Origin of the sequence: Methanobacterium veterum (genome assembly GCF_000745485.1) — an archaeon.
Classification (GTDB): domain Archaea; phylum Methanobacteriota; class Methanobacteria; order Methanobacteriales; family Methanobacteriaceae; genus Methanobacterium_D; species Methanobacterium_D veterum.
Genome location: NZ_JQJK01000008.1, coordinates 182,748 through 206,485, shown reverse-complemented (window position 1 = coordinate 206,485; position 23,738 = coordinate 182,748). Strand labels below are relative to the sequence as shown.

28 protein-coding genes are annotated in these 23,738 nt (G+C 34.2%); 18 read left to right on the top strand and 10 right to left on the bottom strand.

From position 1 onward, the window contains the following. Positions 1-33: 33 nt before the first annotated feature. Positions 34-1,281 carry a hypothetical protein gene (locus tag EJ01_RS01135; protein WP_048080097.1) on the bottom strand — a complete coding sequence of 416 codons (1,248 nt, stop codon included), beginning with the start codon at positions 1,279-1,281 and terminating at the stop codon, positions 34-36. A 254-nt stretch (positions 1,282-1,535) separates the two neighbouring features. Between EJ01_RS01135 and EJ01_RS01130 the strand changes: the two genes are divergently transcribed. Beyond that, positions 1,536-2,081, top strand: a complete 546-nt coding sequence (locus EJ01_RS01130) for a manganese efflux pump MntP (protein ID WP_048080096.1) — start codon at positions 1,536-1,538, stop codon at positions 2,079-2,081. Between the two features lie 24 nt (positions 2,082-2,105). On the opposite strand, the gene EJ01_RS18055 is transcribed toward EJ01_RS01130, so the two are convergent. Then, the gene (locus tag EJ01_RS18055) at positions 2,106-2,312 is read right to left on the bottom strand and encodes a plastocyanin/azurin family copper-binding protein (protein WP_394296573.1); all 207 of its coding nucleotides are present in this window, start codon (positions 2,310-2,312) and stop codon (positions 2,106-2,108) included. Here EJ01_RS18055 and EJ01_RS17080 point away from each other — a divergent pair. From EJ01_RS17080 to EJ01_RS01120, 3 genes are all read left to right on the top strand, one after another. Next, positions 2,223-2,435, top strand: a complete 213-nt coding sequence (locus tag EJ01_RS17080; protein ID WP_157197518.1) for a hypothetical protein — start codon at positions 2,223-2,225, stop codon at positions 2,433-2,435. The genes EJ01_RS18055 and EJ01_RS17080 overlap by 90 nt on opposite strands. A gap of 315 nt (positions 2,436-2,750) precedes the next feature. After that, complete coding sequence (locus EJ01_RS01125; RefSeq protein WP_048080095.1) at positions 2,751-3,710, top strand: replication factor C small subunit; 960 nt, start codon at positions 2,751-2,753, stop codon at positions 3,708-3,710. Between the two features lie 71 nt (positions 3,711-3,781). Next, positions 3,782-5,260 (top strand): replication factor C large subunit, encoded by a 1,479-nt coding sequence (locus EJ01_RS01120; RefSeq protein WP_048080094.1) that lies wholly within the window; start codon positions 3,782-3,784, stop codon positions 5,258-5,260. Positions 5,261-5,303: 43 nt separating this feature from the next. Here the strand turns inward: EJ01_RS01120 and EJ01_RS01115 are convergent, their stop codons facing one another. After that, positions 5,304-5,702 (bottom strand): pyridoxamine 5'-phosphate oxidase family protein, encoded by a 399-nt coding sequence (locus EJ01_RS01115; RefSeq protein WP_048080093.1) that lies wholly within the window; start codon positions 5,700-5,702, stop codon positions 5,304-5,306. Positions 5,703-5,895: 193 nt separating this feature from the next. On the opposite strand from EJ01_RS01115, the gene EJ01_RS01110 reads away from it, so the two are divergent. Then, on the top strand, positions 5,896-6,615 hold the full coding sequence (locus EJ01_RS01110; protein ID WP_245611114.1) for a winged helix-turn-helix domain-containing protein: 720 nt from the start codon (positions 5,896-5,898) through the stop codon (positions 6,613-6,615). 12 nt (positions 6,616-6,627) lie between these two features. On the opposite strand, the gene EJ01_RS01105 is transcribed toward EJ01_RS01110, so the two are convergent. Then, positions 6,628-7,293, bottom strand: coding sequence for a hypothetical protein (locus EJ01_RS01105; protein ID WP_048080091.1), 666 nt, complete (start codon positions 7,291-7,293; stop codon positions 6,628-6,630). A gap of 140 nt (positions 7,294-7,433) precedes the next feature. On the opposite strand from EJ01_RS01105, the gene EJ01_RS01100 reads away from it, so the two are divergent. Further along, positions 7,434-8,360, top strand: a complete 927-nt coding sequence (locus tag EJ01_RS01100) for a hypothetical protein (RefSeq protein WP_048080090.1) — start codon at positions 7,434-7,436, stop codon at positions 8,358-8,360. A gap of 137 nt (positions 8,361-8,497) precedes the next feature. Here the strand turns inward: EJ01_RS01100 and EJ01_RS01095 are convergent, their stop codons facing one another. After that, the gene (locus EJ01_RS01095; RefSeq protein WP_211251407.1) at positions 8,498-9,328 is read right to left on the bottom strand and encodes a DUF368 domain-containing protein; all 831 of its coding nucleotides are present in this window, start codon (positions 9,326-9,328) and stop codon (positions 8,498-8,500) included. A 203-nt stretch (positions 9,329-9,531) separates the two neighbouring features. Here EJ01_RS01095 and EJ01_RS01090 point away from each other — a divergent pair, with 203 nt between their 5' ends. The 4 genes from EJ01_RS01090 (at position 9,532) to EJ01_RS01075 (ending at position 12,791) form a co-directional block, all read left to right on the top strand. Continuing rightward, positions 9,532-10,143 carry a DedA family protein gene (locus EJ01_RS01090; protein WP_048080534.1) on the top strand — a complete coding sequence of 204 codons (612 nt, stop codon included), beginning with the start codon at positions 9,532-9,534 and terminating at the stop codon, positions 10,141-10,143. 141 nt (positions 10,144-10,284) lie between these two features. Then, on the top strand, positions 10,285-10,623 hold the full coding sequence (locus EJ01_RS01085; RefSeq protein WP_048080088.1) for a hypothetical protein: 339 nt from the start codon (positions 10,285-10,287) through the stop codon (positions 10,621-10,623). Between the two features lie 192 nt (positions 10,624-10,815). Continuing rightward, positions 10,816-11,778, top strand: a complete 963-nt coding sequence (locus EJ01_RS01080; RefSeq protein WP_048080087.1) for a M48 family metalloprotease — start codon at positions 10,816-10,818, stop codon at positions 11,776-11,778. A gap of 29 nt (positions 11,779-11,807) precedes the next feature. Beyond that, entirely contained in the window at positions 11,808-12,791 is a 984-nt protein-coding gene (locus tag EJ01_RS01075; protein ID WP_048080086.1) for a tocopherol cyclase family protein, read from the top strand. A gap of 5 nt (positions 12,792-12,796) precedes the next feature. Here the strand turns inward: EJ01_RS01075 and EJ01_RS01070 are convergent, their stop codons facing one another. The 3 genes from EJ01_RS01070 to aroD form a co-directional block, all read right to left on the bottom strand. After that, complete coding sequence (locus EJ01_RS01070; RefSeq protein ID WP_048080085.1) at positions 12,797-12,994, bottom strand: YwbE family protein; 198 nt, start codon at positions 12,992-12,994, stop codon at positions 12,797-12,799. Between the two features lie 88 nt (positions 12,995-13,082). Continuing rightward, positions 13,083-13,706, bottom strand: coding sequence for a S24/S26 family peptidase (locus tag EJ01_RS01065; RefSeq protein ID WP_052375727.1), 624 nt, complete (start codon positions 13,704-13,706; stop codon positions 13,083-13,085). Further along, a complete protein-coding gene (gene aroD / locus EJ01_RS01060) occupies positions 13,703-14,374 on the bottom strand; it encodes a type I 3-dehydroquinate dehydratase (RefSeq protein WP_048080084.1) in 672 nt (223 codons plus the stop codon). The genes EJ01_RS01065 and aroD overlap by 4 nt, the downstream gene beginning before the upstream one ends. A 456-nt stretch (positions 14,375-14,830) precedes the next feature. On the opposite strand from aroD, the gene EJ01_RS01055 reads away from it, so the two are divergent. From EJ01_RS01055 to EJ01_RS01035, 5 genes are all read left to right on the top strand, one after another. Next, on the top strand, positions 14,831-15,568 hold the full coding sequence (locus EJ01_RS01055; protein ID WP_048080083.1) for a hypothetical protein: 738 nt from the start codon (positions 14,831-14,833) through the stop codon (positions 15,566-15,568). Beyond that, positions 15,565-16,431 (top strand): succinate--CoA ligase subunit alpha, encoded by an 867-nt coding sequence (gene sucD / locus EJ01_RS01050; protein ID WP_048080082.1) that lies wholly within the window; start codon positions 15,565-15,567, stop codon positions 16,429-16,431. The genes EJ01_RS01055 and sucD overlap by 4 nt, the downstream gene beginning before the upstream one ends. A 118-nt stretch (positions 16,432-16,549) precedes the next feature. Beyond that, on the top strand, positions 16,550-17,761 hold the full coding sequence (hmgA, locus tag EJ01_RS01045; RefSeq protein WP_048080081.1) for a hydroxymethylglutaryl-CoA reductase (NADPH): 1,212 nt from the start codon (positions 16,550-16,552) through the stop codon (positions 17,759-17,761). Positions 17,762-17,913: 152 nt separating this feature from the next. Then, positions 17,914-18,249 (top strand): HepT-like ribonuclease domain-containing protein, encoded by a 336-nt coding sequence (locus tag EJ01_RS01040; RefSeq protein ID WP_048080080.1) that lies wholly within the window; start codon positions 17,914-17,916, stop codon positions 18,247-18,249. 70 nt (positions 18,250-18,319) lie between these two features. After that, positions 18,320-18,898 (top strand): TIGR00267 family protein, encoded by a 579-nt coding sequence (locus EJ01_RS01035; RefSeq protein WP_048080079.1) that lies wholly within the window; start codon positions 18,320-18,322, stop codon positions 18,896-18,898. Positions 18,899-18,953: 55 nt separating this feature from the next. Here the strand turns inward: EJ01_RS01035 and EJ01_RS01030 are convergent, their stop codons facing one another. Then, positions 18,954-19,802 (bottom strand): TatD family hydrolase, encoded by an 849-nt coding sequence (locus EJ01_RS01030; protein WP_048080078.1) that lies wholly within the window; start codon positions 19,800-19,802, stop codon positions 18,954-18,956. Positions 19,803-19,876: 74 nt separating this feature from the next. After that, entirely contained in the window at positions 19,877-20,725 is an 849-nt protein-coding gene (gene aroE / locus EJ01_RS01025; protein WP_048080077.1) for a shikimate dehydrogenase, read from the bottom strand. A gap of 256 nt (positions 20,726-20,981) precedes the next feature. Here aroE and EJ01_RS01020 point away from each other — a divergent pair, with 256 nt between their 5' ends. The 3 genes from EJ01_RS01020 (at position 20,982) to hisI (ending at position 23,717) form a co-directional block, all read left to right on the top strand. Beyond that, the gene (locus tag EJ01_RS01020; RefSeq protein WP_048080076.1) at positions 20,982-21,644 is read left to right on the top strand and encodes an RNA ligase partner protein; all 663 of its coding nucleotides are present in this window, start codon (positions 20,982-20,984) and stop codon (positions 21,642-21,644) included. A gap of 378 nt (positions 21,645-22,022) precedes the next feature. Further along, on the top strand, positions 22,023-23,318 hold the full coding sequence (gene hisS, locus EJ01_RS01015) for a histidine--tRNA ligase (protein ID WP_048080075.1): 1,296 nt from the start codon (positions 22,023-22,025) through the stop codon (positions 23,316-23,318). Continuing rightward, positions 23,319-23,717: a phosphoribosyl-AMP cyclohydrolase gene (hisI, locus tag EJ01_RS01010; RefSeq protein WP_048080074.1), complete on the top strand. Its 399-nt coding sequence runs from the start codon at positions 23,319-23,321 to the stop codon at positions 23,715-23,717. The last annotated feature ends 21 nt before the right edge of the window (positions 23,718-23,738 follow it).

The following is a 23,738-nucleotide window of genomic DNA, read 5'->3' as shown; positions in this document are numbered from 1 at the left end:
ATTTAAAAGATCTAGCTTAGCATTAGTTAGGTATTATTTGGAAATTGCCATCTGCACGGCAGAAGAACCGATTCTGTCGGCCATCTGCTGTTTTACATCTTGATATATATCTTGATTTGCTTTTTCTGCCAGTCCAGTTCCAAGCCTGTTTACAACTTCTTCTGATGGTACCATGCCTGAATTCATAATTTGTTGAGCTTTAAAGCTTGACCAATTATCAGGAAGCTCGCGAAGCTTTACAAATTCCATATTGTTTGGCATGAGATCAATCTGTTCCTCAAGAACTTTATTCACGTATCCTTTATTAGGTTCGAATACTATGAGTGATTTTATTTTATCTTCCTGCATTAAATCTCCAATATTTTTCCCTTCATATTTTCTAAGCAGTTCAGCGCACATTTTAAAGTGTGTAATTTCCATCTTGGTAAAGTTTTCCCATATGCGTTTGATCCTATCATCTGTTTCAGTCTGGGCGCATGAATAATAATTGTAGGCTTCACAAAGTTCCATCATTGCCATTTTCTCAAGCATTGTTTCTTCGGGATCACCAAGTACGCCGTACTGGGTTACATGTTCTTCTTCAACATCTGCAATTTCTGAATACAGTTTACGAGCAAGTTCATCAGGATACATAAATCCATGTTCCTTGTAAAACAACATTGTCTGTTGCTCGCCTGAAGTTATAGTCAAGTAATTCATTTTTGTTTTAAGATCTGCTTGATCCTTATTGTAATGTTTACGCATTGACTCGTTAGGATGTCTATGGTGGAGAATTGTGGGTCTTCCAGGTTTAATTTCAGTTTTTGCTTGAGTAATCAATTCAGGATCTTCACCTTCCAGTGCTTCAAGCATACAGCCAAACCTGAATAGATGGTCAAAATCTTCAAGAAGGGCAAAATCAAGGGTGTCTTTAATATAAGGATCTGGTTCATTTTTTGCAAGGTTTGCAGTAAGATCTACAGCAACCTGTTCATAAGCTATTGTTGTTTCTAATACGGTTTGATCTGCAGCATTAAGCCAGTTTACGGTCTGCTGCTGCATTGAATCAACACGGCGCATAATGGACATTAACCTTTTAACTTCAGGATCTTTGGTCATTCTTTCTATTGCATGGCATGTTAACACTGCATTGGTCTCTATTCCATTCATTAAGATTATTTTAGTACGTGTATATGGATCAACGCTCATTTTGTCATAGGATGGCCTGACTATATTATCCCAGTTCATAAATTGCTCTTCTACAGGCATTCCTTCCATTTCCATTGGTTTAAATTGATTCATTAATTATCACCTCCGACTATCCTATGTAATAATAAATATTTATAAGTTAATACTATATAATCTATATAATAAACTAGTTAGAAATAATGGCTAATTTTTATTAAAATAGTAATATTGCTATTATTTCGGATGATTTTGTAAAAATGGATTATTTGCAGGTTTTATAATTAATTAAACAGGAATTAACAGGTTAAAATAATTTTTTGCTATTTTTAATAAACATCTATATAAATGTGGATTAATAGTTTAAATTTATGGATATTATTTCAATTTTTCTTATAGCTATAGGGCTTGCAATGGACGCATTCAGCGTTTCCATAACAAAGGGACTTGTAATGAAGTCCAATGTAAAACACGCTTTGATCATTGCCCTATTTTTCGGCGTATTTCAGGCGTTAATGCCTGTTGCAGGGTGGATTTCAGGTATACAACTTGAGGCATTTGTTTCAACAGCAGCCCCATGGATAGCATTCATTTTATTATCTATTATAGGAATTAAAATGATTTATGAGGGTATTTTTGATGATGGGGAGGATAAAGATGACAGCTTTTCATTAAAAGAAATATTCTTCCTTGCAATTGCAACAAGTATCGATGCATTTTTAGTTGGAGTTACATTTGCATTCCTTAAGACTCCAATTGTAGAATCCATTGTAATAATAGGAGCTGTTACGTTTGTCCTGTCTTTCATTGGCTTTTATATTGGAAAAGGTATTGGGCACTTATTTGAACACAAAATTGAGGTTTTTGGTGGATTAATATTAATTGGAATAGGGCTAAAGATACTTCTTGGGTTCTAATTCATTGAACAATTATTTTGCCTGTCATTGATGGATGTTCGTCACATAGGTGTATTCGCTAGTTTTAGTAAAATTATATGTATATTTGTCACACTTATTTAAATCAGGGCTTTCAAATGCTTCAGAATCACTTGATACATCATGAATGGCAGAGTCTTGATTTATCCACGTGATTTTTGTCCCTGCTTTAACAGTAATAGTATGTGGTGCATATGTGTAGTTCTGGATCATTACTGTGCTGTAAGAAGTGTTTTTGGGATTTGTCGTGTTTTATGGGTTTTCCTGCCGGTTCTGAGTACAACATGGGTAATAACTACTCCTAATATAATTACAGCAATTCTGATCTTGATGTAATATTTATATGTTATGAAGTATGATGTATTCAATGAAATATAAAATTCTTGTTAAAACTATATTGTAAATAGTGAGTAATATCCTTAAATAAAGTGTAAAATAAGTTATTAAATGGATAGTATTGTATTAAAGGCATATTTAATGAATTTTTTCTCATTTTTAATAAACAGTAAATTTTATACCTACTCTTTACAAAGTCAACTATGGATATTGTTTCTATTTTATATGAATACAAAGTATCTCGAATTCATTTTTACATAAATTAATAAGTGAAAAATAATGCGAACGAATCTCGCAAAAGCAAACGGTGATTAAATGAACGGACCATGGGTTGAAAAATACAGGCCAAGTAATCTAGATGAAGTTGTAGGTCAAGATCATATAATTCAAAGACTTAAAAGGTATGTTGATGAACACAGCATGCCTAATTTAATGTTTACAGGACCTGCAGGGGTTGGAAAAACAACAACTGCAATCGCACTTGCAAAATCTATTTTAGGAGAATACTGGAGACAGAATTTCCTGGAACTCAATGCATCTGATGCAAGGGGAATAGATACTGTAAGAACCAATATTAAGAATTTCTGCAGGTTAAAGGCTGTTGGCGCTCCATTCAGGATAGTATTCCTTGATGAAGTGGATAACATGACCAAAGATGCCCAGCATGCTCTAAGGCGTGAAATGGAAATGTACACAAAAACGGCATCGTTCATACTATCCTGTAACTACTCCTCAAAGATAATAGATCCAATACAGTCAAGGTGTGCAATATTTAGATTTGCACCTGTAAAAGGAACTCAAATCATTGCAAGACTTGAAAAAATAGCTGAAGCTGAAAATCTCAATATTACAAGGGGGGCGATTGAAAGTATCGTTTATTTTGCAGAGGGGGATTTAAGGAAAGCAGTAAACATACTTCAAGCATCTGCATCCACAACTGATGAAATTACAGATGACAGTATCCATGAAATTGTCTCTAAAGCAAAACCTCAAGATGTGAGGAAAATAGTTAATAAAGCTTTAAATGGGGACTTTATAAGTGCAAGAGACCTTTTAAGAGAGGTAATGGTTGTCCAGGGTACAAGTGGGGAAGATATGGTAACTCAGATTTATCAGGAAGTTTCACGCATGTCAATGGAAAACATGATTGAAGAAGATGTGTACATGGATTTGATTCAAAGTATTGGGGAATACGATTACAGAATAAGAGAAGGATCTAATCCGAGGATTCAGCTTGAAGCACTTCTTACCAAGTTTCTATTAAAAGGAAAATAAATTAATTGACAATTTAAAAGATAAAGCTATCTGATAGCGAGTAAAACGGTAATTTAGAGGAAAGGCAGAAGATGTTGTGGACAGAAAAATATAGGCCAAAGAACTTTGATGATGTTCTTGGGAATATAAAAGCGAAAAAAGAAATCCTTGAATGGACAGAGGAATGGAAAAACGGCAATCCTCAAAAATGTCTCTTTCTCATAGGTCCTCCGGGCACTGGTAAAACTACATTTGCAGGGCTAATTGCAGGTGAATTTTCTGATTCGGTTGAATTAAACGCCAGTGACAAAAGGTCCTATGATGCTATTATGGGTGTTGTAGGTGAAGCATCCTCCTCAATGACCTTATTTGGCAACCGATTGAAGTTAATAATTCTTGATGAAGTTGATGGACTTCATGGTAATGATGACCGGGGTGGATCAAGGGCAATTAACAAAATACTAAAGGATGCAATCCAGCCAATAGTGATGATGGCCAACGACCCTTACAGCAATAGAATTAAAAGCTTTAAAAATAAATGCCAGGTAATAAACCTGCGGAAGGTTCATACAAATTCAATAGTTTCCCTTTTAAAAAAGATATGTGTAAAAGAAGGGGTAGAATTTGAAGAACATGTTCTAAGGACTCTTGCAAAGAGATCTAATGGTGATTTAAGGTCTGCCATAAATGATCTTGAGATAATGGCAAAAGGTGAGGAAAAAATCACATCCGAAGACCTTGATATTGTAGCTCCAAAAGACGGAAGATCTAATGTCTTTGATGCTGTAAGGACCATCTTAAAGAGTAAGACTCCGGCCCATATTAAGGATGCCATGCGGCAAATTGAGGCAGACCCTTCACTTTTAATTGAAATGGTCACAGAAAATATTCCCCGTGAATATGAAAAGAAAGATGAGATAGAAAAAGCTTATGAAATGATTTCTCAAGCGGATATTTATCTTGGAAGGGCTTTTTCAACACGTGCTTATACCTACTGGAAGTATGCATACGAGTTAATGAGTGTAGGGGTTGCACTTTCTAAAGATGAGACCTATAAAAAATTTGCAAGGTATACCAATTCATCTGTTTATACAATACTTTCTAAAAACAGGAGTAAAAGGGATTTACAAAATAGAGTGGCTGAAAAAATTGGAGAAAAACTTCACACCTCCAAAAAAGTTGCAATTTCACAGTTCCCCTATTTTGAAATCATGTTCCAGGATGATGATATAGCTTACAACATGATGACATATTTTGGGCTTGAAGACGATGAAGTAAAAGTTTTCAGGTCAAGAAAGGTAAAGACACCTAAAAAACCTAAAACTAAAAAGAAGAGCACTAAAACTTCAAAAAGTGTTTCCAAAGAAGCTAAATCTGAAGAAACTAACGTGAATAATGAAACTTTAAAAACACAGAAAAAGGTTAAAAAAGCCACTTCAAGCACTGATCCAAAAAGGACTAAAAAACCATCTAAAAGATCTAAAAAAGCATCTTCTGATGAAGAACCTAAAAAGAAAGAAGATACTGGTGGAAGTAAAGAAAAACAGGTTTCATTGTTCAGTTTCAAGTAGTTTATTTAATGGGCCGTAAAATAAAATTAAGAACGTTTTGTTCTTAATCTACTTTTTTACCAGCTTCTGGGCCTGGTTGGACGGAATAAATCTCTTCTACCTTTAACAGGATTGCTGCTTTTGGTGCAAGTTTGCTCATAACACTTTTTGCCCAGTCAACCGCTTCATCGAAGTATTTACCTTCTTCAATTATTTCGGCAGTTCCCTTAAACTGGTAAGGGCATGCTGAAGCGTCTCTTAGTACTAAACTTGCTTTTGGGTTATTTTCAAGGTTTTTGTGAGTTTTATTCATGTAATTGTCCACGATCATTATTGTTTTATTGTCGATTGGCCTTGCAAATCCAATTGGGACAACATTAGGGTTTCCATCTGCAGTTGAAGTTGCAAAGAAAACTACATTGTCTTTTTCAATAGCGTCCATCATTTCTTCTGTCATTACCATTTAATCACCTTTTATTTTTCTTCATTAGTTTTTATATTGCTGTATTATCAGTATATACTTAACCGTCAGGGGAATATACTAACTACATTTTGATGCATTAAACTAACTTTGGGAGTCTTGATAGAAACCTTTATTATGGTGAGCCATATAATTTATTTCAATGTTAAATGAGGCTGAACTTTATAACAGGGAAATGACCGAGATAAAGGCAAAGCTGGCGACCATGCATAAAGATATTAAAAATCTCATGGAAAACACTAATCAGCAGTATCTTGATCTAGTACTTGCTAACTCTAAAAAAGACGTTTTAAACGCGATTATGGGATATGTGACCCATGATATTGAAAAAAGTCTTGAAAAGGGCATGATAAATAAGTGCGACATGAGGGATAAATGTAAACAAATATTTACAGAATTATTACATGATAATACCGGCCTTATTGCAGATGACAATGTACATGAAGATGCTATAACTCAAAATGAAGCTAAATTAAGTAAGATGAGAGAAGGAGCATCTTACGCAAAATGTGATACATGTTTTTTAGAAGTAGATGATCTTTTTGAAAAACAGGTAAATCTGATGCGTTCACTTCGCATTTACAGTTCCAACAATGATAAAAAACAGTGTATATCTTCAATTTGCGAAGAGTCCCTAGTTAAAGATGTTCTTGAACCATTATCTAATAAGCAGAGGCTTCAAATTTTAAAATCAATGTCAAATGAAACAAAAACGTTTTCATCACTCTCTGAACTTACTGGACTCAGGGGAGGTAATTTACTTTTCCATCTTCAAAAACTGCTTGATAATGATATGATTCTCCAGCGCCATGAGAGGGGAGATTATATGCTTACTGAAAAAGGATACAAACTTTTAGTAATGTTAAGTGAAATCGACACGGTTTTAGGAGAATAACTTTCAAATTATTTAACATTCGCTGGATATAAATAAAGCAGATTTTAAAAGGTTTTCTCTGACACCTGGAACTAAACTTTCTAAAAATTTCAATAAATCTTTGGCATATTCATCTTGATTTAACTCATTATCTGAGGTATTTTGAGTCCATGAATATATCCATGACTTTGGCACATTTATTAAAGGGTAAATCAGTTTTATATCATTGTAACTTTCATTGGAACTTAATAATTCTATTTTTTCACCATCCAGCATTAGCTGCAGGATATTTTGGGCTTCATCGTCCAATGTAATGGGTAATGTTATAGAATCCACATCCAAATTTTCTGTTTCATCCATATTTTTGCCAAAAATAAGTTCAATACCGTATTTCCTTTGATATGGTTCTAAAATTGTATGAATGGCGAAGTTACGCAGATCATCACTTTCAACTAAAAAAATTTTCTCTTTAGGATGGATACAATGTGCAAGATTCCTTGAAGCCCTCATGCAAATTTTCTGGAATATTTTGGACCTGATTACATCTACTTCAGGAAAGCTCTTTTTGAATAGTTCTTCTTTCTTCCTTGAAAATCTTGAAAACTTTAGATTGTTTATGTATACTTTGTCTTCCATGATGCTGACAAATCGGGTATCAACACCGATCTTTTGTAAGAATTTCACCAGTTCTCTTGTCATTGTTTTCTCCTTTTTAAAAGAATCGTATCAATTTTAAGTTATATTAAATTTTGTAGTTATATTTTTTTAAGACTTTAAATTTGGGCATAAAACAAAAAATTTTTTAAATACTCAAAAAGAAAATTAGTCTGGGGAATATCATGAATCTTTTTGGTAGGAAATCAAAGGAGAAAGAAAGGGACATTCTGGAAATAGATATTTCAGAACCAGTTGATTGTCTTTGTGATTTTACATACAACTTTTACTGGCAGCATAATGGAGAAAAACTGTCTCCAGAGTGGAAAATTGCAGGCACGGACCTTACTTTTAAAGATTTAGTAGAACACCTTAAAAAAGGGGGCACTGTAAAAATAAATGGAAATGCAGGCCATAGGCTTGGTTCTAGTATGGGTACAGATCTTAAATTTTTTGGAGGAACTGGTAAAGAAATCGATGTCGGCGATATAATAGTAGAAGGTGACGTTGATACTCGAATGGGAATAAGTATGGTTAAAGGCAGTATCTACATAAAAGGCAATGTAAAGGAACCAGCTGGTAATCTGGTTAAAGTTAAATCGGATATGAAAGGATATAAAAAATTTAAATCTATTACAGATATCATGATGAACGGTCTGGAAGGAGATAAGCTTGAAGGAAACCAGATGGATGGTAACAGGCTTATAATAGATGATGGAATGGTTAGGGATACTGTAGGCTCAAGATTAGATGCAGATAAAGAAATAATTGTAAATGGAAATGTCGATTTGAGTACAGGAATATTAATGCGAAAGGGTACCGTAAGAATTAATGGAAGTACGGGAAAAAACACAGGGGCTCTCTTAAATGGTGGAACTGTAATTATAAATGGTAGCTGCGATGATTTTACAGCCATAGATATGATTAAAGGGTCTGTAATTGTAAATGGAAATGCAGGCAAGTTTTTAGCTGCAAATAAAAAGAGCGGTGTGGTATTTGCAAAGTATGGAAGCCCGATACCTCCAGTTAAAGAAAAAAATCTGGATAGTAAAGACAGCAACACCCTTTTAAAATATGGATTTAATCCTCGGGAATTTAAAAAATTTGAATAAATTCAACAAAAATCAGAGATTTTTGTAGGCTTTCAAATCCTAAAAAATCTCCGATTTTTTATGTAGAAAAATGTTTACAAAATCTTCGATTTTGCATGCTTTGCATTTTTCTAACTTTGCTCATAAAAAATTAAAGTTTATTTATGTTTAGTTGCACCTGGAAGAGGTTTATGTTCAAATTGTCTCTCTAATAAGAACACTAAAATAAATCCAATAACTGCGACCACCGCGATAACAATAGGGGATTCAGTACTAAAGGCTATTTTTTCATAAGGAAGTCGAAGTGTACCGATCATTAAACCAACCAGAAATGCCATGGTAACTGACTTGTGGTGGGTTAACAGGTAATTCAAAAATCTTGAAAAGGAGAGAATTCCGATTAGAGCCCCAAGACAAAAAGTGATTATTTCAACGAACTGCATGTGATTTAAGACATTTATCATGTATTCATACTGGTTTAAAAGAAGAAGCATGAATGCACCAGAGATCCCTGGCAGTATCATTGCACATATAGCTATAACGCCTGAAATAAAAATGATAGGCAGGGAGTGATTGGCTTGAATTGGATTTAATCCTACAAAAATTATTGCAAAAACAAAACCAATAATTAAAAAGACTATATTTTTTAGATTAAGTTCATCCACATGTTTATAAACAAAAATTGCAGATGCGAGTATTAAACCAAAGAAAAATGCAAATGTAGCTGCGGGATAAGTAACTAAAAGGAATGATATGACCTTTGACATTGTAAGAACCGCTATACCAATACCTAAAAGCAGAGGAATAAATAATGCAAAATCTATTTCTTCGACTAAACTTTGCTTAAATCTTTTAAAATCTCCTTTAAATAGATATAATACAAATTTAAAATTAATACGACTTATTGCACGTACCAATCTTTCATAAATACCTGTAATTAATGCAATTGTTCCTCCTGAAACGCCGGGGATTATATCTGCAGACCCCATGAACAGTCCTCTCAGGAATATAAGAAAAGTTTCAATATTGAGTTTAATAAGTTTCATTTTTACACCTAATGATTTTATATTCTTAAAATAAGATTTGGAATATTTTTATAGATTAATAGTGATCTATTTCATATAAGATTATTGTCTTTTTAAAAGATGAAAATAGTTTTATATGTCAAATCAACCAATGTTTTAAACCTATGATGGGTATAGTGGAATTTGTCAGTCAGTTAACCATTGATCTTATACATTATTTTGGATATTTGGGCGTATTTATAGCAATGACACTTGAAAGTGCATGTATTCCTATCCCAAGTGAAGTAATAATGCCCTTTGCAGGGTTTTCAGTATCGGAAGGTGAAATGACCCTTTGGGGAATAACCATTGTAGGTGCGTTGGGTAACTTAACTGGATCTTTAATGGCATATTATGTGGGTTTAAAAGGTGGAAGGCCTTTACTGGAGAAATATGGTAAGTATATCTTCATAAGCTATAATTCGCTTGACCGGGCAGATCGCTGGTTTGAAAAGTACGGTCATGAAGCAGTATTTATAAGCAGATTTTTACCAGGTATACGTACATTTATTTCATTACCTGCGGGAATAGCTGAAATGGACATTAAAAAATTTTCTATTTATACTTTAGCTGGTTCATTACCGTGGGCTTTTGTGCTTGGTTATATAGGTGTTTTGCTTGGCCCGAAGTGGGATACAATTAAAAGTTATTTCCATATACTAGATATAATTGTTATAATAGGAGTTATAGCAGGAATAATCTATCTTGTATACAAGTATAAGACCAGAAGTCAAATTTAATGAGTTATTTCTTTTTAGCAGAGTATTTTTAGAGAATAATTCAATAGGGGAATATATTTTCAAGATAAATAATAATATGTAATTATATTTAATTAATACTTCAATCATATAAAATTAAAGATAGAACTTTTGGGTCAGTTTATGATTGGAGAAATTATAAAATATGCTGTCTATTTTATTTTGGGAGGATCTATAGTCACAATTGCCACTTACTTTGGAAGTGAAAAACAGGGTTTACTGGCGGCATTTTTTGCAATGTTTCCATTTGTAACGGCTTTTACGTTGTTTACAATATATTATGTGGCTGGTTTGGATGCAGTGTCTTCATATATAATGGGACTCATTATTCTTACTCCTGTATGGATTTTATATTTAATTTGTATCCTTTATTTGCTTCCAAAATATGGTTTTTGGGTTTCTGTTGGTTTTGGAGTAGTTATTTATCTTATAATTGCATTAATTATTGTTTTAAAATATTAAAATCCTATTTTTTTCTAAATTAGCTAGTATGGGCCTTAAAAAATACAAATTTTATCTGGAATTATTTTCATTTTAGATATCACTTAATTTAATAATTAAGTGAGTAGACTAATGTTTGCAAAAATTATTTATAACCTGCAGTGATTAAATTTAAATTAATTATTATTAAGATTAAAACATCTGGTGTTTAAAATGAAAGTCCCAAGTACATGGAAGTTGAATCTAAGATTAATCATTGCAACAGCGTTGCTTTTTGCATTGGTTTACGTGATAATAGCTTTAATCGGCACTTACTTTGGATATGGAAGGCCTTTAACCTTTGGAATTTTTGTATTAATCTGGACATTTATCCAGTACATGATCGGCCCAAAGATGGTAGAGATTACCATGGGTGTAAGATACGTATCCGAAGCCGAAGCCCCAAAACTTCATCAAATGGTAGAAGATTTAGCAGCTAGGGCAAATATTCCTAAACCTCGAATTGGAATTTCCCAAACTAACATACCAAATGCATTTGCATTTGGAAAAAGCAAAAAAGACGGCCGCATATGCGTCACAAGTGGAATCCTCAAATTATTAAATGAAAATGAATTAAAAGCAGTTTTAGGCCATGAAATGTCCCACATAAATCACAGGGATATGGTGGTCATGACTCTAATTAGTGTCGTGCCTCTTATCTGTTACTGGATATACATCAGCACATTATTTTCAGATGGCGGTAGGGACAATGGGACTGCAATAATTGGAATTGGGGCTTTAATTGCATATTTCCTTGGAAATCTTATAGTATTATTTGTATCTCGTGTTCGAGAGTATTATGCCGATGCAGGAAGTGTTGAACTGGGAAACCAGCCAAATTACCTTGCAAGTGCTCTTTACAAGTTAGTTTATGGATCTGCAATGATCAGCAAGGAAGACTTGAAACAGGTGGAAGGTGTAAAAGCGTTTTTTGCAAATGACATTTCAGATGCAAGGAATGAGATAGATGACCTCAGGTCAATGGATCTGGACAAAGATGGTACCATAAGTGAAAGCGAACTTGCGCAGATTAAATACACTAAAACAAGGGTAAAAACAGCTGATAAAATAATGGAAATATTTTCAACACATCCAAACATGGTAAAAAGGATTAAAAGATTATCAGAATTAAGTTAAATTATTTTTTACTTTTTAAGTGGTGTTATATGGCCAATCTGTGGAAACCGGAAATATTTCAGGGAAGAGGTAAAAAAAGGGATTATTTTGAGGGATGGTATTTCAAGTCAATAGATAAAGAAGAGAAAACTGCATATTCAATAATACCTGGAATTTCCCTTCCAAGGGATCCTAAAAAATCCCATGCTTTTATAATGCTTTTAGATGCAAAAAACCATAAAATGTACTATTTTAATTATAAAAAAAGTGATTTCTGGGCAGATAAATCCCAATTTGAAATAAAAATCCATAAAAACATTTTCAGCCTTAAAAATATTCATCTGGATATTGATGATGGAGAAAATAAAATTAAGGCAGACCTTAATTTTAGTAATATAATTCCATGGCCTGTTAAATTACTATCTCCTGGAGTTATGGGTTGGTATGCATTTGTACCTAAAATGGAGTGTTATCATGGAGTTTTAAGTTTTAATCACTGTATTCATGGATATTTAGATATAAATGATAATAAAATATCTTTTAATGAAGGTAAAGGTTACATTGAAAAAGATTGGGGAACTTCTATGCCTTCTTCATGGATATGGATGCAGACAAATCACTTTGAAAATGATGGAATATCTTTATTTGGTTCTGTAGCTAAAATTCCCTGGCTTAAAAACTATTTTACAGGATATATATTTGGATTATTATACAATGGTAAGATTCACAGGTTTACAAAATATAATGGGACTAAAATTTGTAAATTAATAGTTAATGATGATGTAATTGAAATTAAATTAGAAAATAAAGAAGAAATATTGGAAATAAACGCAAAAAGAACTGAAGGAGTTGATCTTCCAGCACCATCCTTTGGAGAAATGACATCTAAAGTAAATGAATCTTTAAATTCTAAGATCCATGTTAAATTTTACATAAAGAAAGACAAAGATATTATATTCTCTGGAACTGGTAGAAATGCAGGTTTGGAGTTTGTAGGTGATATAAATGAGCTGTTAAGGGGATTTGTGAAATAATCCTGCTATTTTTTGATAATTTCCTGTACCCTTCCAACCTGGCCGTCCTGCAGCCTCACCTTTATTCCATGTGGATGAAATGATGAATTTGTGAGTATATCCTTAACTATGCCCCTGGTCTTTTTTCCTGAGCGTTGATCTTTTTTTAAAACTATATAAACCTCAATACCTGGAGATATATCCCTTCTATTTTGACAATTCATTTAATTAACCTCATAAAAAATTCAGTCTCAAGCTAAATTAAAAATAATATGCAGATGAAAAATAAAAAGATATGGATTTGAAATCCATTTAATATTCTTTTACAACTCCAATCACGTTCTTTTTTGGAAGCCATCCTTTATATGGAGTTTTTGTAATGGTTTCAACTGCTCCATTATTCAGTTTTACAGTAGTGGTTTCTATATTTTTATTGTCACTTATTAAGTAAACCTGATCTCCACTAATCTGGCCCACTCTTTTTACTATTAAACCGTAATCTGGATGGACGGCTACTACAATATCGTTGACTTTAAAATCTTTTGTTTTAAGAACAATTATACTCTGTCCATCCTGTAAAGTTGGAACCATTGAAGTTCCGCTCACCTGGGCAGGCATTGGGAGCTGATCAGTTCCAAACTGGGAATTTATTGTAACATTAACTGTATAATTATATTTTTTAGCTATAGATTGCATATCACTTTTCACGCTTTCAACTGTACTGTTGGAGCTTTCTATGTCAGTTAAAGCCTGTTGCTCCATCTCAGACATCATCTGTGATGGTGGATTACTTAAAAATGTGGTTGATTTAACGGTTACATTTGTACCATTTGTATCAATAGTTATTCCAATATTATTTGAAGGAGCAATACAGGCTGAAGTAGCCATAACTCCTAATATAATTATCCCTATAACAAACCATGACCTTAATTTCAATCTATCACCATCAATTTCTTTAAAATATCTTTTGTAGTATTAATATCAAGCTGTCCTGGTGCTGATCCTTTATCAATTGATGCAAAGGTAATTGGAGACCCAAAGATAGGTGCCACTATTCTCGTATATTTACCGAGATTGCCCATTGCAATTCCTATGGTATTTGGAACTTCTGAAAGCACGTTAAGAACAGTTAAAGTGTCTTTATATTCGTTAGGCATTACAGCAAATTTTGCTATGTTTCCAATTTCTTTTTCTGCTTTAACTACACCCAAAAGTTCTTCAAATGAGGGGGTCTTTTGGAAGTCGTGATAAGATATTATGGTGTATTTTGCTGCTTTTACAACTTCTTCCCGCATTTCTTCATCCGTTTGCAGTTCTATATCTATTATATCTGCATATTTTGCAGCATTTATTAAGATTGAGGTTCTTTCCTCTTCAGATCCTTTAAAAAATCCCCCTTCACTTTGTACTCTGTTTGTTGCAATGGTTGGGTAGTCCATATCTTTGATAAGCTGTTGGACCCTGTCAGGATCTGGGTCCTCAAGTACATCTATTCTAAGTTCCAGTATATCTGCGCCTAGATCAATAGCTTTTTCTGCGGATTGAAGGGCAAGTTCTGGACTTTTTTCAATTATGGGGGCACAAATCATTGTTTTTTGAAACATTAGTACTACCTGGTCGTTTTATATATTCCTATAAATTTATAGATATCATATTAGTCTTACTCTACTTTAAGTAGTTTTCATCTATTTTTCATATTTTTGTTTAAAATAAGTTACGAATTTACATATAAAAAGGTTTATTTTGATATTTTGTAGAATACATACAAATTTTATTTTCCTTGAAAAGATAAAATTGAGTTAATAAAGTTTTATTTCATTTTTTAGGTATTTAATAAGTCTATTTTTGTGTAATATGGTTTATTTAAATTAAACTGACTTTTTCAAGAATATTCCACTTAAATTTACAGGCGCAAGCACAGTAAATTTTTATAATATATTATAGATATGGGCGTTTATTTAATACTCTAAGAGGATGATAGCCTATAAAAGTATAAAAAGCAGTTCATTGAAATATAGCTTATATACAAAATTACATTAAATTTAATTAAGGGTGATTACTTGAAACTAACTGCTATTGGTGCAGATATCTCAATAAATGATGTCTCCTGCAGCTGTTCCCTTATCCAGAATATAGAAAATGATATTTCACAATTACTGGATGTTGGAGCGTATAAAGCGGCTTTAACTAATATTACAGGGGACGATGTGGTTATAAGTGCATTTGTTGAGGATGATAAATTAGAATCTGTTAATTCTAAAATAATAGACATACTGCGTAAAAATGCAGAAAGCCTTGGAGATATAGGGGGAATATCAAAAACTCCTGAAGGCGCAGGGGAAGGTATTTCTTATGCAGAAGCAAAAATAAGAGAAGATAGATACCCTGATGCTGTAATTGTTGCATTTGATACATACGGTGGTGAAGAAATCGTAGGTAAGGTTGCAGATTCTGTTATAAAGGCAGCAAAAGGTATGGATGATGTCACAGATATTGGTGGTGGCGGTGTTACTGGAACACTGAAAATACCTGGCGTGGGTTATACTTCAGATCAAACAGATGATCCTGTAGTTGTTGCAACAATAGAAAATATAGAGAGTGTTGGAACTGTAGCAGGTGCTATGGTAGGGGCAGCTGTCGGTAATCAGCACGTTCATCTTGTTAGAAGAGGAACACCTTCTTATGTGATACCAAGGGGCGTTATAATGTCAGTCACTGCTTTTATGAATGGAAATGTTATGGATTTGGCAGTACCCCTTTTTGAAAGAATGAGAATCTCGGGAGCAATGAACTTATGATAATTCTTAATGAAAATACCCGCTGTATTGTGCAGGGGGCTACAGGAAAGCAGGGGTCTTTCCACACTGAACAGATGATTGCTTACAATACAAATATTGTGGCAGGGACATCTCCTGGAAAGGGCGGCCAAAAATTAGGTTCAGTAAATATTTATAATTCAGTAGAAGAGGCTAAAGAAGAAAATCCAGATATAAATGCATCAATTATTTTTATTCCGGCACCATTTGCCAAGGACGCAGCATTTGAAGCTATTTCACAGCTTGATATTGTAACTATAATTACTGAGCATATTCCGGTGCATGATACAATGGAAATTGTAGAGTATGCAAAAAGACATAATACCATTGTAATAGGTCCAAATACTCCTGGAATCATAACTCCGGGTGTTGGAAAGCTTGGAATAATGCCTACACATATTTTTAATAAAGGGAATATTGGAATAGTTTCAAGAAGCGGTACATTAACCTATGAAGTTGCAAATCAAATAACCAACGCAGGAATGGGCCAAAGTACATGTTTGGGCATTGGTGGAGACCCTGTTGTAGGTATGGATTTTGCAGATGTGCTTCAAAGGTTCGAAGACGATGACGGCACCGACGCAATGGTGATGATTGGTGAAATTGGAGGAAATGCTGAAGAAAACGCAGCGAAATTTATAAGTAAAAATATTTCAAAACCAGTGGTGGCTTACATTGCAGGAGTTACTGCACCTCCGGGTAAAAGGATGGGGCATGCAGGTGCAATTATTGAAGGAGAAAGCGGGACTGCAAAAAGTAAAATAGCTGCACTTGAAGAAGCAGGTGTAACTGTAGCTTCAGCGCCTTCTGAAATTGTAAAAGTTATAAAAAATGCATTAAAATAATTCTTATTTTAATCATAATTAAAATTTATTTTATATAAAATACAGATATCTTCATTTAATGGAGCTTTAAAATGACTTTTAATTTTTAAATTTTAAATAAAACTTATCGGTGATGGTTATGGTAAATGAAAGAGAAATTATAGATAAACTTAAAGCTGGAGAAATTAAACTTCGCGAAATTGAAAAGTACACTGATAACATTGATCAAGCGGTGGCAATCAGGCGTAAATTTATAGAAGAAGTAAGCAATTCCAAAATTGAACATTTATCAAATTATTCAATCGATATGGAAAGTGCATCTAAAAAGAACATTGAACAACCCATAGGTGCAGTCCAGATACCTGTTGGAATCGCTGGCCCCCTTAAGATTAATGGAGATTATGCCCAGGGAGAATTTTATATACCACTTGCAACATCTGAAGGGGCCCTTATAGCATCTATAAACAGGGGATGTTCTAGTATAACTGGAGCAGGTGGGGCCACCACCAGAATAATCGATGACAAAATGACTAGGGCGCCAGTTATAAAAGCTAAATCTTTAACTCATGCTATTGAAATTAAAACATGGATTGAAAACAACTTCAAAGAGCTTAAAAAAGCAGCAGAAGTAACTACAAGGCACGGGAAACTTATAAAAATTGACCCAGTAATTGTTGTCGGCAGGTATGTTTACCCTAGATTTGTATTTACAACAGGGGACAGTATGGGAATGAACATGGTTACAATAGCAACTGAAGCGGCTTTAAGCCTTTTATCCCATAAAACAGGTGCCCATGTAATTGCATCAAGTGGAAATGTATGTGTGGATAAAAAACCATCTTCTATAAACATGGTAGAGGGAAGAGGTAAAAGCCTTGTTGCAGAAATTATTATTCCCAAGGAAATAGTTGAGAAAAAGCTTAAATCAACATCTGAAGCCATTGTTGAAGTTAATACATCTAAAAACCTGATTGGATCTGCAATTTCTGGAAGTATGGGATTCAACGCCCAGTATGCAAACATGATCGGCGCTATATTTTTAGCCACAGGACAGGACGAAGCCCACATAGTTGAGGGGAGCCTTGGAATAACAACTGCATCAAGAGAGGAAAATGGAGACCTTTATTTTTCAGTCACACTCCCTGATGTCCCAATTGCAACAGTTGGTGGGGGTACGAGTATTGGTACAGCCCGTGAGTGCCTCGAAATTATGGGTGTCTATGGAAATGAAAAGGTCCATAAGTTTGCTGAAATCATTGCAGGAACTGTACTTGCAGGTGAACTTTCACTCATGGCTGCTTTGGCTGCAGGGCATTTGGCCAGGGCTCATAAGGAGTTAGGAAGGGGCTAAAATTAATTATGAATTATTTATTTAATCATTTCTTTTTTCTTAATTTTTAGAATATTATATTTATTTGGACAGTTACAGAAATGCACTTAAGAAAAACATAAATATAACAAAATTACTAATACTTTCAAAATAACTTTTTGTGTTGAACTCATATGACTTCAAATATATTTCTAGACCATATTTTACAATCTATCGAGCTCATCGAAGATTATACGAAGGATATAACTAAAGAAGACTTTTTAAATACTGACTTCATTCAAGAATCAGTAGTTAGACGGATTAAAATCATTGGTGAGTCGGTTAAAAATATGCCTCAAGATTTTAAAGATAAATACCCTGAGATTCCATGGGAAACCATTGCCAATGTCACGGATGTCCTTGAAAATGGAGATTGTGATCTTGATGTGGTTTGGGAAACTGTAAATGATGAGATTCCTGTCTTGAAAACAGAAATCTTAAAAATGAATGAAGTTAAAATAACCTATTAAGTAAAAACATAAACATCTGATTTTATGAAAACACATCTCAAACAGATCGTATATTGGAGAAAAATAAGAAATGAACATACGAGAATTAATTGAAGAATATTTTAAAATGAGCCGATATGTCGCTTTAGGTACTTTAGACGGAATTCTTGCAGTTATGGGTGTAACACTGGCTGCAAGTGGTGTAGCAAGTGCCGGAGGGCTCGAAATTTCTAATTTTGCTATAGGCCTTACTGGATTAAGTGGGGGTATAGCTCTTGCAATGTCAAATGCATTTGGTTCTTTCATAGGTGAAAGGGCAGAAGAAGCAAGGACACTGCGTGAACTGGAAGAAAAGATGATGCTTAACGAGGGAGACCTTGACGAGACCATTATTTACAAGCAGGCCAAAAGAAGAATTTACATGAGTATGTTTACCCATGGATTTTCCAGTTTTATAGGGTCTTTCGTTCCTGTAGTGCCTTTTTTGCTAATTGCAGATAAAATAACAGCTACTATAACTACTGTAGTGCTTTGTTTTGTAGCATTGATCATACTGGGATTGTATCTTGGTAAAGTATCAAGGGACAGCCTTTTAAGGGTCAGTTTTGAAATTGTTTTAATTGGGGTACTTATAAGTGTTGTTTCTTTCATTATTGGGGGAAGCCACTAATTAAATTCCTTTTTAAAATAAAAATTAGTTAAATATGGAATTTGGCCTTAATTATTTAAAAGCCCAGATCAATTCCATAAACTTTTTCTACATTTTCCACATGGATTTTATGGGCGTCTCCTTCAGTTAAAGTCCCATTTCTTAAGAGCTCTTTTGTCCGTCTTGGAACTGTTTTTGGGCCTAGAACTGCACCGGGTCTTTCGAGCATATCCATATAATCGGTTTCCATTAAAAAATTAGTTCCTTTTTTAAGCCCTTCAGTTACAACAGTCCTTGTTGAGATAAGAGAAGGTGTCAATCCGTGATTTTCATCAGCACTAACCATCGGCCCTGAAAAATGTTTCATAACTTTATGTCGGTCTAAACCTGCTTTATCTGCCATTCTGGCAAATTCCATGAAATGTTCTTCAGTTGCATCTTCTGTGTGGAGCTGTACAGCGCAGTCAGCATCAGCTGCAAGTTCCATGGCATATGACATGATCCTGTTGTGGGCTTCAAGCTCTTCAGGTGAGACTTCATAATGAGGTCTTCCGACTTCACCAATTCCGATAGCTTTTCCTTCAAGTACAAGTTTTTGCGCATCTTCCAGTGTACCCATCATCATTTTTTCTGCCATTTCAAGTTTCATACCATTTTCAACACGTTTTGAAAGCTCTGCAGGGTGAGCACCCACCACTGCAAATGCCTTCACATCTGTATTTGTATTTATCTTATCTACACATTTGATAACAAGTTCCATTGCTTCCTCAAAGCTGCATAATTTTCCGACTGTCCATGTTGGTTTGTTGGGTATGATCATCACATTTCCGCCGGCCCTCTGGAATTTTTTTGCAACCTCAATGGGACCTTCACCATTATGTGGGTCGACATGGATATGGTTGTCTGTTATAGTGATGTTTTCCATGATTATTACCTCTGCTCTGTTAATTATCATTAAATTGATTTTAAATCATTTAAATAAAAATATGGGTTAATAAGTTATTCAAACTGGCCTTTTAAGGAGCGTTCAAAAATTTCTAAAGGTGGAGTCACACCGGTCCATATTCTGAATGCCTCCATACCTTGATAAATAAGCATTTTAAGCCCAGATACTACTTTAGCATTGCATTTTTCAGCTTCTTTGATCAGTCCTGTTTGTAAGGGGTTATAAACGCAGTCTTTAACAACTAAATTTTCATGCATCAATTCAGCTTTAACCAGCGGCTCCTGATCTACATTTGGATACATTCCAATTGGAGTGGTGTTTATCAAAATATCGGCATTTGAAAGTTCAATTTCGAGTTTTTCACCAAGATCTATACTCTTAACATCTGCATTCAGTTTTTCAACCAAATCTCTCTGGAGCTGCTCTGCATTTGCTACTGTTCTATTTGCAATTACAATGGATTCTGCCCCATCCATAATTATTTGGAATGAAATTGCACGAGCTGCTCCACCAGCCCCCAATATGATAACTTTTTTATTTTTCACGCTGCTTACTTCTTCAATAGCTTTTACAGCACCTATGCCGTCTGTATTGTATCCTTTTGCGCAGTCTTCATTGAATTTAATTGTGTTAACTGCCCCAATGAGCTCTGCAGATTTATCAAGCGCATCAAGATGTTTCATTACATCTGTTTTGTGTGGAATTGTAACATTCAGCCCTTTTATGTTCAGTGATTTTGCACCTGTTATTGCATCACCGAGCATACCTTTTTTCACGTGACACGGCACATAAACATAATCCATCTTTAAATGCTTAAAAGCAGCATTATGCATTGGTGGAGATAAACTGTGCTCCACGGGATCGCCTATTACTCCTACGACATTTGTTTTACCGGTTATCATTTCTATCATCATTACATTAGTTCTTAGAATATTTTATATCATTGATTAAATAAAAATTAATGTAATTGAGATTAGATAATATTGTAAAAAAGAAATTTAATCTGGAAAGTATGAAATGTTTCTGATTAATCACTCATAGTCTCTTAAAACCTATGATTTGGGTACAGTAACTCAAAAATAGTTAATTAGATATTTATTGGGTTTGAATAAAACATGATTTGGAAATATATGGTATTTCAGATGTTGAGGGAGTATAATGCCTGCAAAACAAAGGTTTGTGTTGGATACAACTGCATTTACAGATACACAGCTTAGAGATGAAATTGGAGAAGGAGATCTGGCAACTACTGTAGATATTTTAATAGATTTAATTGCTAAATCACGAATAAAGCTTAATATGAGCTGCCACATGCCTCCTATTACTTATAAAGAATTTATAAATTATATGACTCGGTATGAATGCCCTGAGGATATACTGGTAAAAACAGAGACATGGATTGTAAAAAAAAGCCCAAATAGATATGATACTAAAATACCTTCTGAAATATTCTATGAATATGTTCATGACATGAGGGAAAGGATGAACAAGGGTATGAAAATATCAGAAAATGCCATATGGGAAACTGCTGTAGAATCTATGGTTAGATTAGGACGAGGGCAGGAAAAATCAGACATTGAATTTGAAGTGCTTGGAAACGCTATAAAAGACTTTAGAAAAAAATATAGGGCTGCATTAAGAAAAGGTACCCTTGATAGTGCTCCGGATCTGGATTGTCTGCTTCTTGCTAAAGAGTTAGGGGCAGGAGTTGTAGCGGCCGATGAAGGCATTAAAGTTTGGGCCGAAAGGCTTGGGTTGAGATTTTTAAGCGCAAAATCGTTCCCTAAAATGATGAGAGAGTATTTAAAGTACTATGAATAACTCTTTAAATGGATTAAAAAGTTTTCTATAATTTTAACTTTTTTTGTAGTGAATGACCAAATATTTTTGACAGCTAATAAAAATCTTCGATTTTGGTGCCATCGAAAACTGTCAAAATTCTTTGAATTTTTGAGGGTTTTGCATGCCCCAAAAAATCATTGATTTTTAGAAAATACGCAGTATTTTCTAACTCCCAAAAAATTCATAGAATTTTTTGAGGATTTTGAGGGAATTTTCACATGTTATTCACTATAAATTAGTTGTAAATTTGCAAAATTATTTTAAATGAATTTTATAGATACTTAAAGAGTATCAAAAAATATCATTTTTTAAGATTTAACAAGATGGGATATATTTATTTTGATTCGGAGGATTATAATGGAAATATCAAGACCTAGAGGAACACGTGATTTTCTTTCAGATGAAATGAAACAGAGAAAATACGTTGAAAATACATTCAGACGAGTATTTGAAAATTATGGTTACGGTGAAATTAAAACACCAATATTTGAAGATTTAACACTTTTTACCATGAAATCAGGAGAGGCAATTAAGGAAGAGATCTATCACTTTAAAGATAAAGGTGAAAGAGATTTAGCTCTTAGGCCTGAATTAACCGCACCTGTATCTAGACTTTACCTCAATGAACTTCAAAGAAGTCCAAAACCACTTAAAATGTACTACTTTGGCAGCTGTTTCAGGTATGAACGCCCGCAGGCAGGCAGGTTCAGGCAGTTCTGGCAGTTTGGATGCGAGCTTATTGGGGGCAAATCTCCGGAAGCAGAAGCTGAAGTTATAGCAATGGCTGCCCACTGTCTTAATGAAATTGGTTTAACTGATTATGAATTCCATATTGGAAATTTAGGAATTATCAGAAGCCTTTTAAATGATGCAAAAATTCATGCAGACGAACAGGGACAGATAATGGGTTTAGTTGATAAAGGAGATGTTGAGGAACTTGAAAATTTATTAAACAGTATGGATATTTCAGAGTCTCTTAAAGAAATCCTTTTGAAGCTAATTGAGATAAAAGGGCACAATGAAGTGATAGACGAAGTACGAAGTATTATAAAAAAATGTGAAGGTGCTTTTAAAGCTCTGGATGATCTGGAAGATTTACTAAATCACCTTGAAACATTTGGATTCACCAATTACATCGTCAATCTTGGAATAGCCCGTGGACTGGACTATTATTCTGGAATGGTATTTGAAATTTATGTTCATGGTCTAGGTGCACAAAAACAAATAAGTGGTGGGGGAACCTATAATTTAATAGAGATATTCGGCGGTGAGCCAGTAGAATCTACAGGATTTGCATTTGGATTTGATAGGGTTATGGAAGCTCTTAAAAAACAGAATGCAGAGATTCCGGTGGAAGGACATGTAGATGTATTCGTTGCACCATTGTCAGGTAATATGAGGAAAGAGTCGTTTAAAATCGTTCAAGACTTAAGGAAAAACGGAATTTCGGCGGACGTTGACCTTGCAAGGAAAAAAGTCAAAAAATTGTTATCTTATGCAGACCATTTGAGGGTGAAATATGCGGTTCTAGTTGGTGCAAGGGATATTGAAGGTGGAAAAGTTACATTAAAAAATATGGAATCTGGAAATCAGGAGTTAGTTGATCTGGATAACCTGGCCATAAAATTACGCGATGAACTGGAGATAGATTAAATGAAAACTGAAGAATGCAATTTTAATTTTAGACACAAAGTAGGCGATCAGAACTTAGTTATAGCAATAGCACAGGACTATAAAACTTCCGAAGTCCTTATGGTGGCTTACATGAATGAAGAAGCCCTTAAAAAGACAATAGAAACAAAAAAAGCACACTACTGGAGTACTTCGCGCCAGAAGCTCTGGCTTAAAGGAGAAAGCTCAGGCAATTTCCAGCACGTTGAAGAGATACGTGTTGATTGTGATGAAGACGCTGTCCTTATCAAAGTTAGCCAAAAAGGCGGGGCCTGCCATGAAGGGTATGAATCATGCTTTTTCAGGAAAGTAGTAGATGATAAACTGGAAATTGTAGGAAATAAAGTATTTAATCCAGATGAAGTTTATGATAAAAGTTAAAATTACCTATCTTAGTTTAAA

Coding starts and splice junctions, on each gene's coding strand:
- EJ01_RS01120 (WP_048080094.1), top strand. CDS start 3,782: ATGTTGTGGACAGAAAAATATAGGCCAAAGAACTTTGATGATGTTCTT.
- EJ01_RS01070 (WP_048080085.1), bottom strand. CDS start 12,994: ATGAATTGTCAAAATAGAAGGGATATATCTCCAGGTATTGAGGTTTAT.
- EJ01_RS01130 (WP_048080096.1), top strand. CDS start 1,536: ATGGATATTATTTCAATTTTTCTTATAGCTATAGGGCTTGCAATGGAC.
- EJ01_RS01115 (WP_048080093.1), bottom strand. CDS start 5,702: ATGGTAATGACAGAAGAAATGATGGACGCTATTGAAAAAGACAATGTA.
- hmgA (WP_048080081.1), top strand. CDS start 16,550: ATGGTAAATGAAAGAGAAATTATAGATAAACTTAAAGCTGGAGAAATT.
- EJ01_RS01030 (WP_048080078.1), bottom strand. CDS start 19,802: ATGGAAAACATCACTATAACAGACAACCATATCCATGTCGACCCACAT.
- EJ01_RS01125 (WP_048080095.1), top strand. CDS start 2,751: ATGAACGGACCATGGGTTGAAAAATACAGGCCAAGTAATCTAGATGAA.
- EJ01_RS01020 (WP_048080076.1), top strand. CDS start 20,982: ATGCCTGCAAAACAAAGGTTTGTGTTGGATACAACTGCATTTACAGAT.
- sucD (WP_048080082.1), top strand. CDS start 15,565: ATGATAATTCTTAATGAAAATACCCGCTGTATTGTGCAGGGGGCTACA.
- EJ01_RS01095 (WP_211251407.1), bottom strand. CDS start 9,328: ATGGGGTCTGCAGATATAATCCCCGGCGTTTCAGGAGGAACAATTGCA.
- EJ01_RS01085 (WP_048080088.1), top strand. CDS start 10,285: ATGATTGGAGAAATTATAAAATATGCTGTCTATTTTATTTTGGGAGGA.
- EJ01_RS01135 (WP_048080097.1), bottom strand. CDS start 1,281: ATGAATCAATTTAAACCAATGGAAATGGAAGGAATGCCTGTAGAAGAG.
- EJ01_RS01110 (WP_245611114.1), top strand. CDS start 5,896: ATGACCGAGATAAAGGCAAAGCTGGCGACCATGCATAAAGATATTAAA.
- EJ01_RS01040 (WP_048080080.1), top strand. CDS start 17,914: ATGACTTCAAATATATTTCTAGACCATATTTTACAATCTATCGAGCTC.
- EJ01_RS01035 (WP_048080079.1), top strand. CDS start 18,320: ATGAACATACGAGAATTAATTGAAGAATATTTTAAAATGAGCCGATAT.
- aroD (WP_048080084.1), bottom strand. CDS start 14,374: ATGTTTCAAAAAACAATGATTTGTGCCCCCATAATTGAAAAAAGTCCA.
- hisS (WP_048080075.1), top strand. CDS start 22,023: ATGGAAATATCAAGACCTAGAGGAACACGTGATTTTCTTTCAGATGAA.
- hisI (WP_048080074.1), top strand. CDS start 23,319: ATGAAAACTGAAGAATGCAATTTTAATTTTAGACACAAAGTAGGCGAT.
- EJ01_RS18055 (WP_394296573.1), bottom strand. CDS start 2,312: ATGATCCAGAACTACACATATGCACCACATACTATTACTGTTAAAGCA.
- EJ01_RS01105 (WP_048080091.1), bottom strand. CDS start 7,293: ATGACAAGAGAACTGGTGAAATTCTTACAAAAGATCGGTGTTGATACC.
- EJ01_RS01100 (WP_048080090.1), top strand. CDS start 7,434: ATGAATCTTTTTGGTAGGAAATCAAAGGAGAAAGAAAGGGACATTCTG.
- aroE (WP_048080077.1), bottom strand. CDS start 20,725: ATGATAACCGGTAAAACAAATGTCGTAGGAGTAATAGGCGATCCCGTG.
- EJ01_RS17080 (WP_157197518.1), top strand. CDS start 2,223: ATGAATGGCAGAGTCTTGATTTATCCACGTGATTTTTGTCCCTGCTTT.
- EJ01_RS01075 (WP_048080086.1), top strand. CDS start 11,808: ATGGCCAATCTGTGGAAACCGGAAATATTTCAGGGAAGAGGTAAAAAA.
- EJ01_RS01090 (WP_048080534.1), top strand. CDS start 9,532: ATGGGTATAGTGGAATTTGTCAGTCAGTTAACCATTGATCTTATACAT.
- EJ01_RS01080 (WP_048080087.1), top strand. CDS start 10,816: ATGAAAGTCCCAAGTACATGGAAGTTGAATCTAAGATTAATCATTGCA.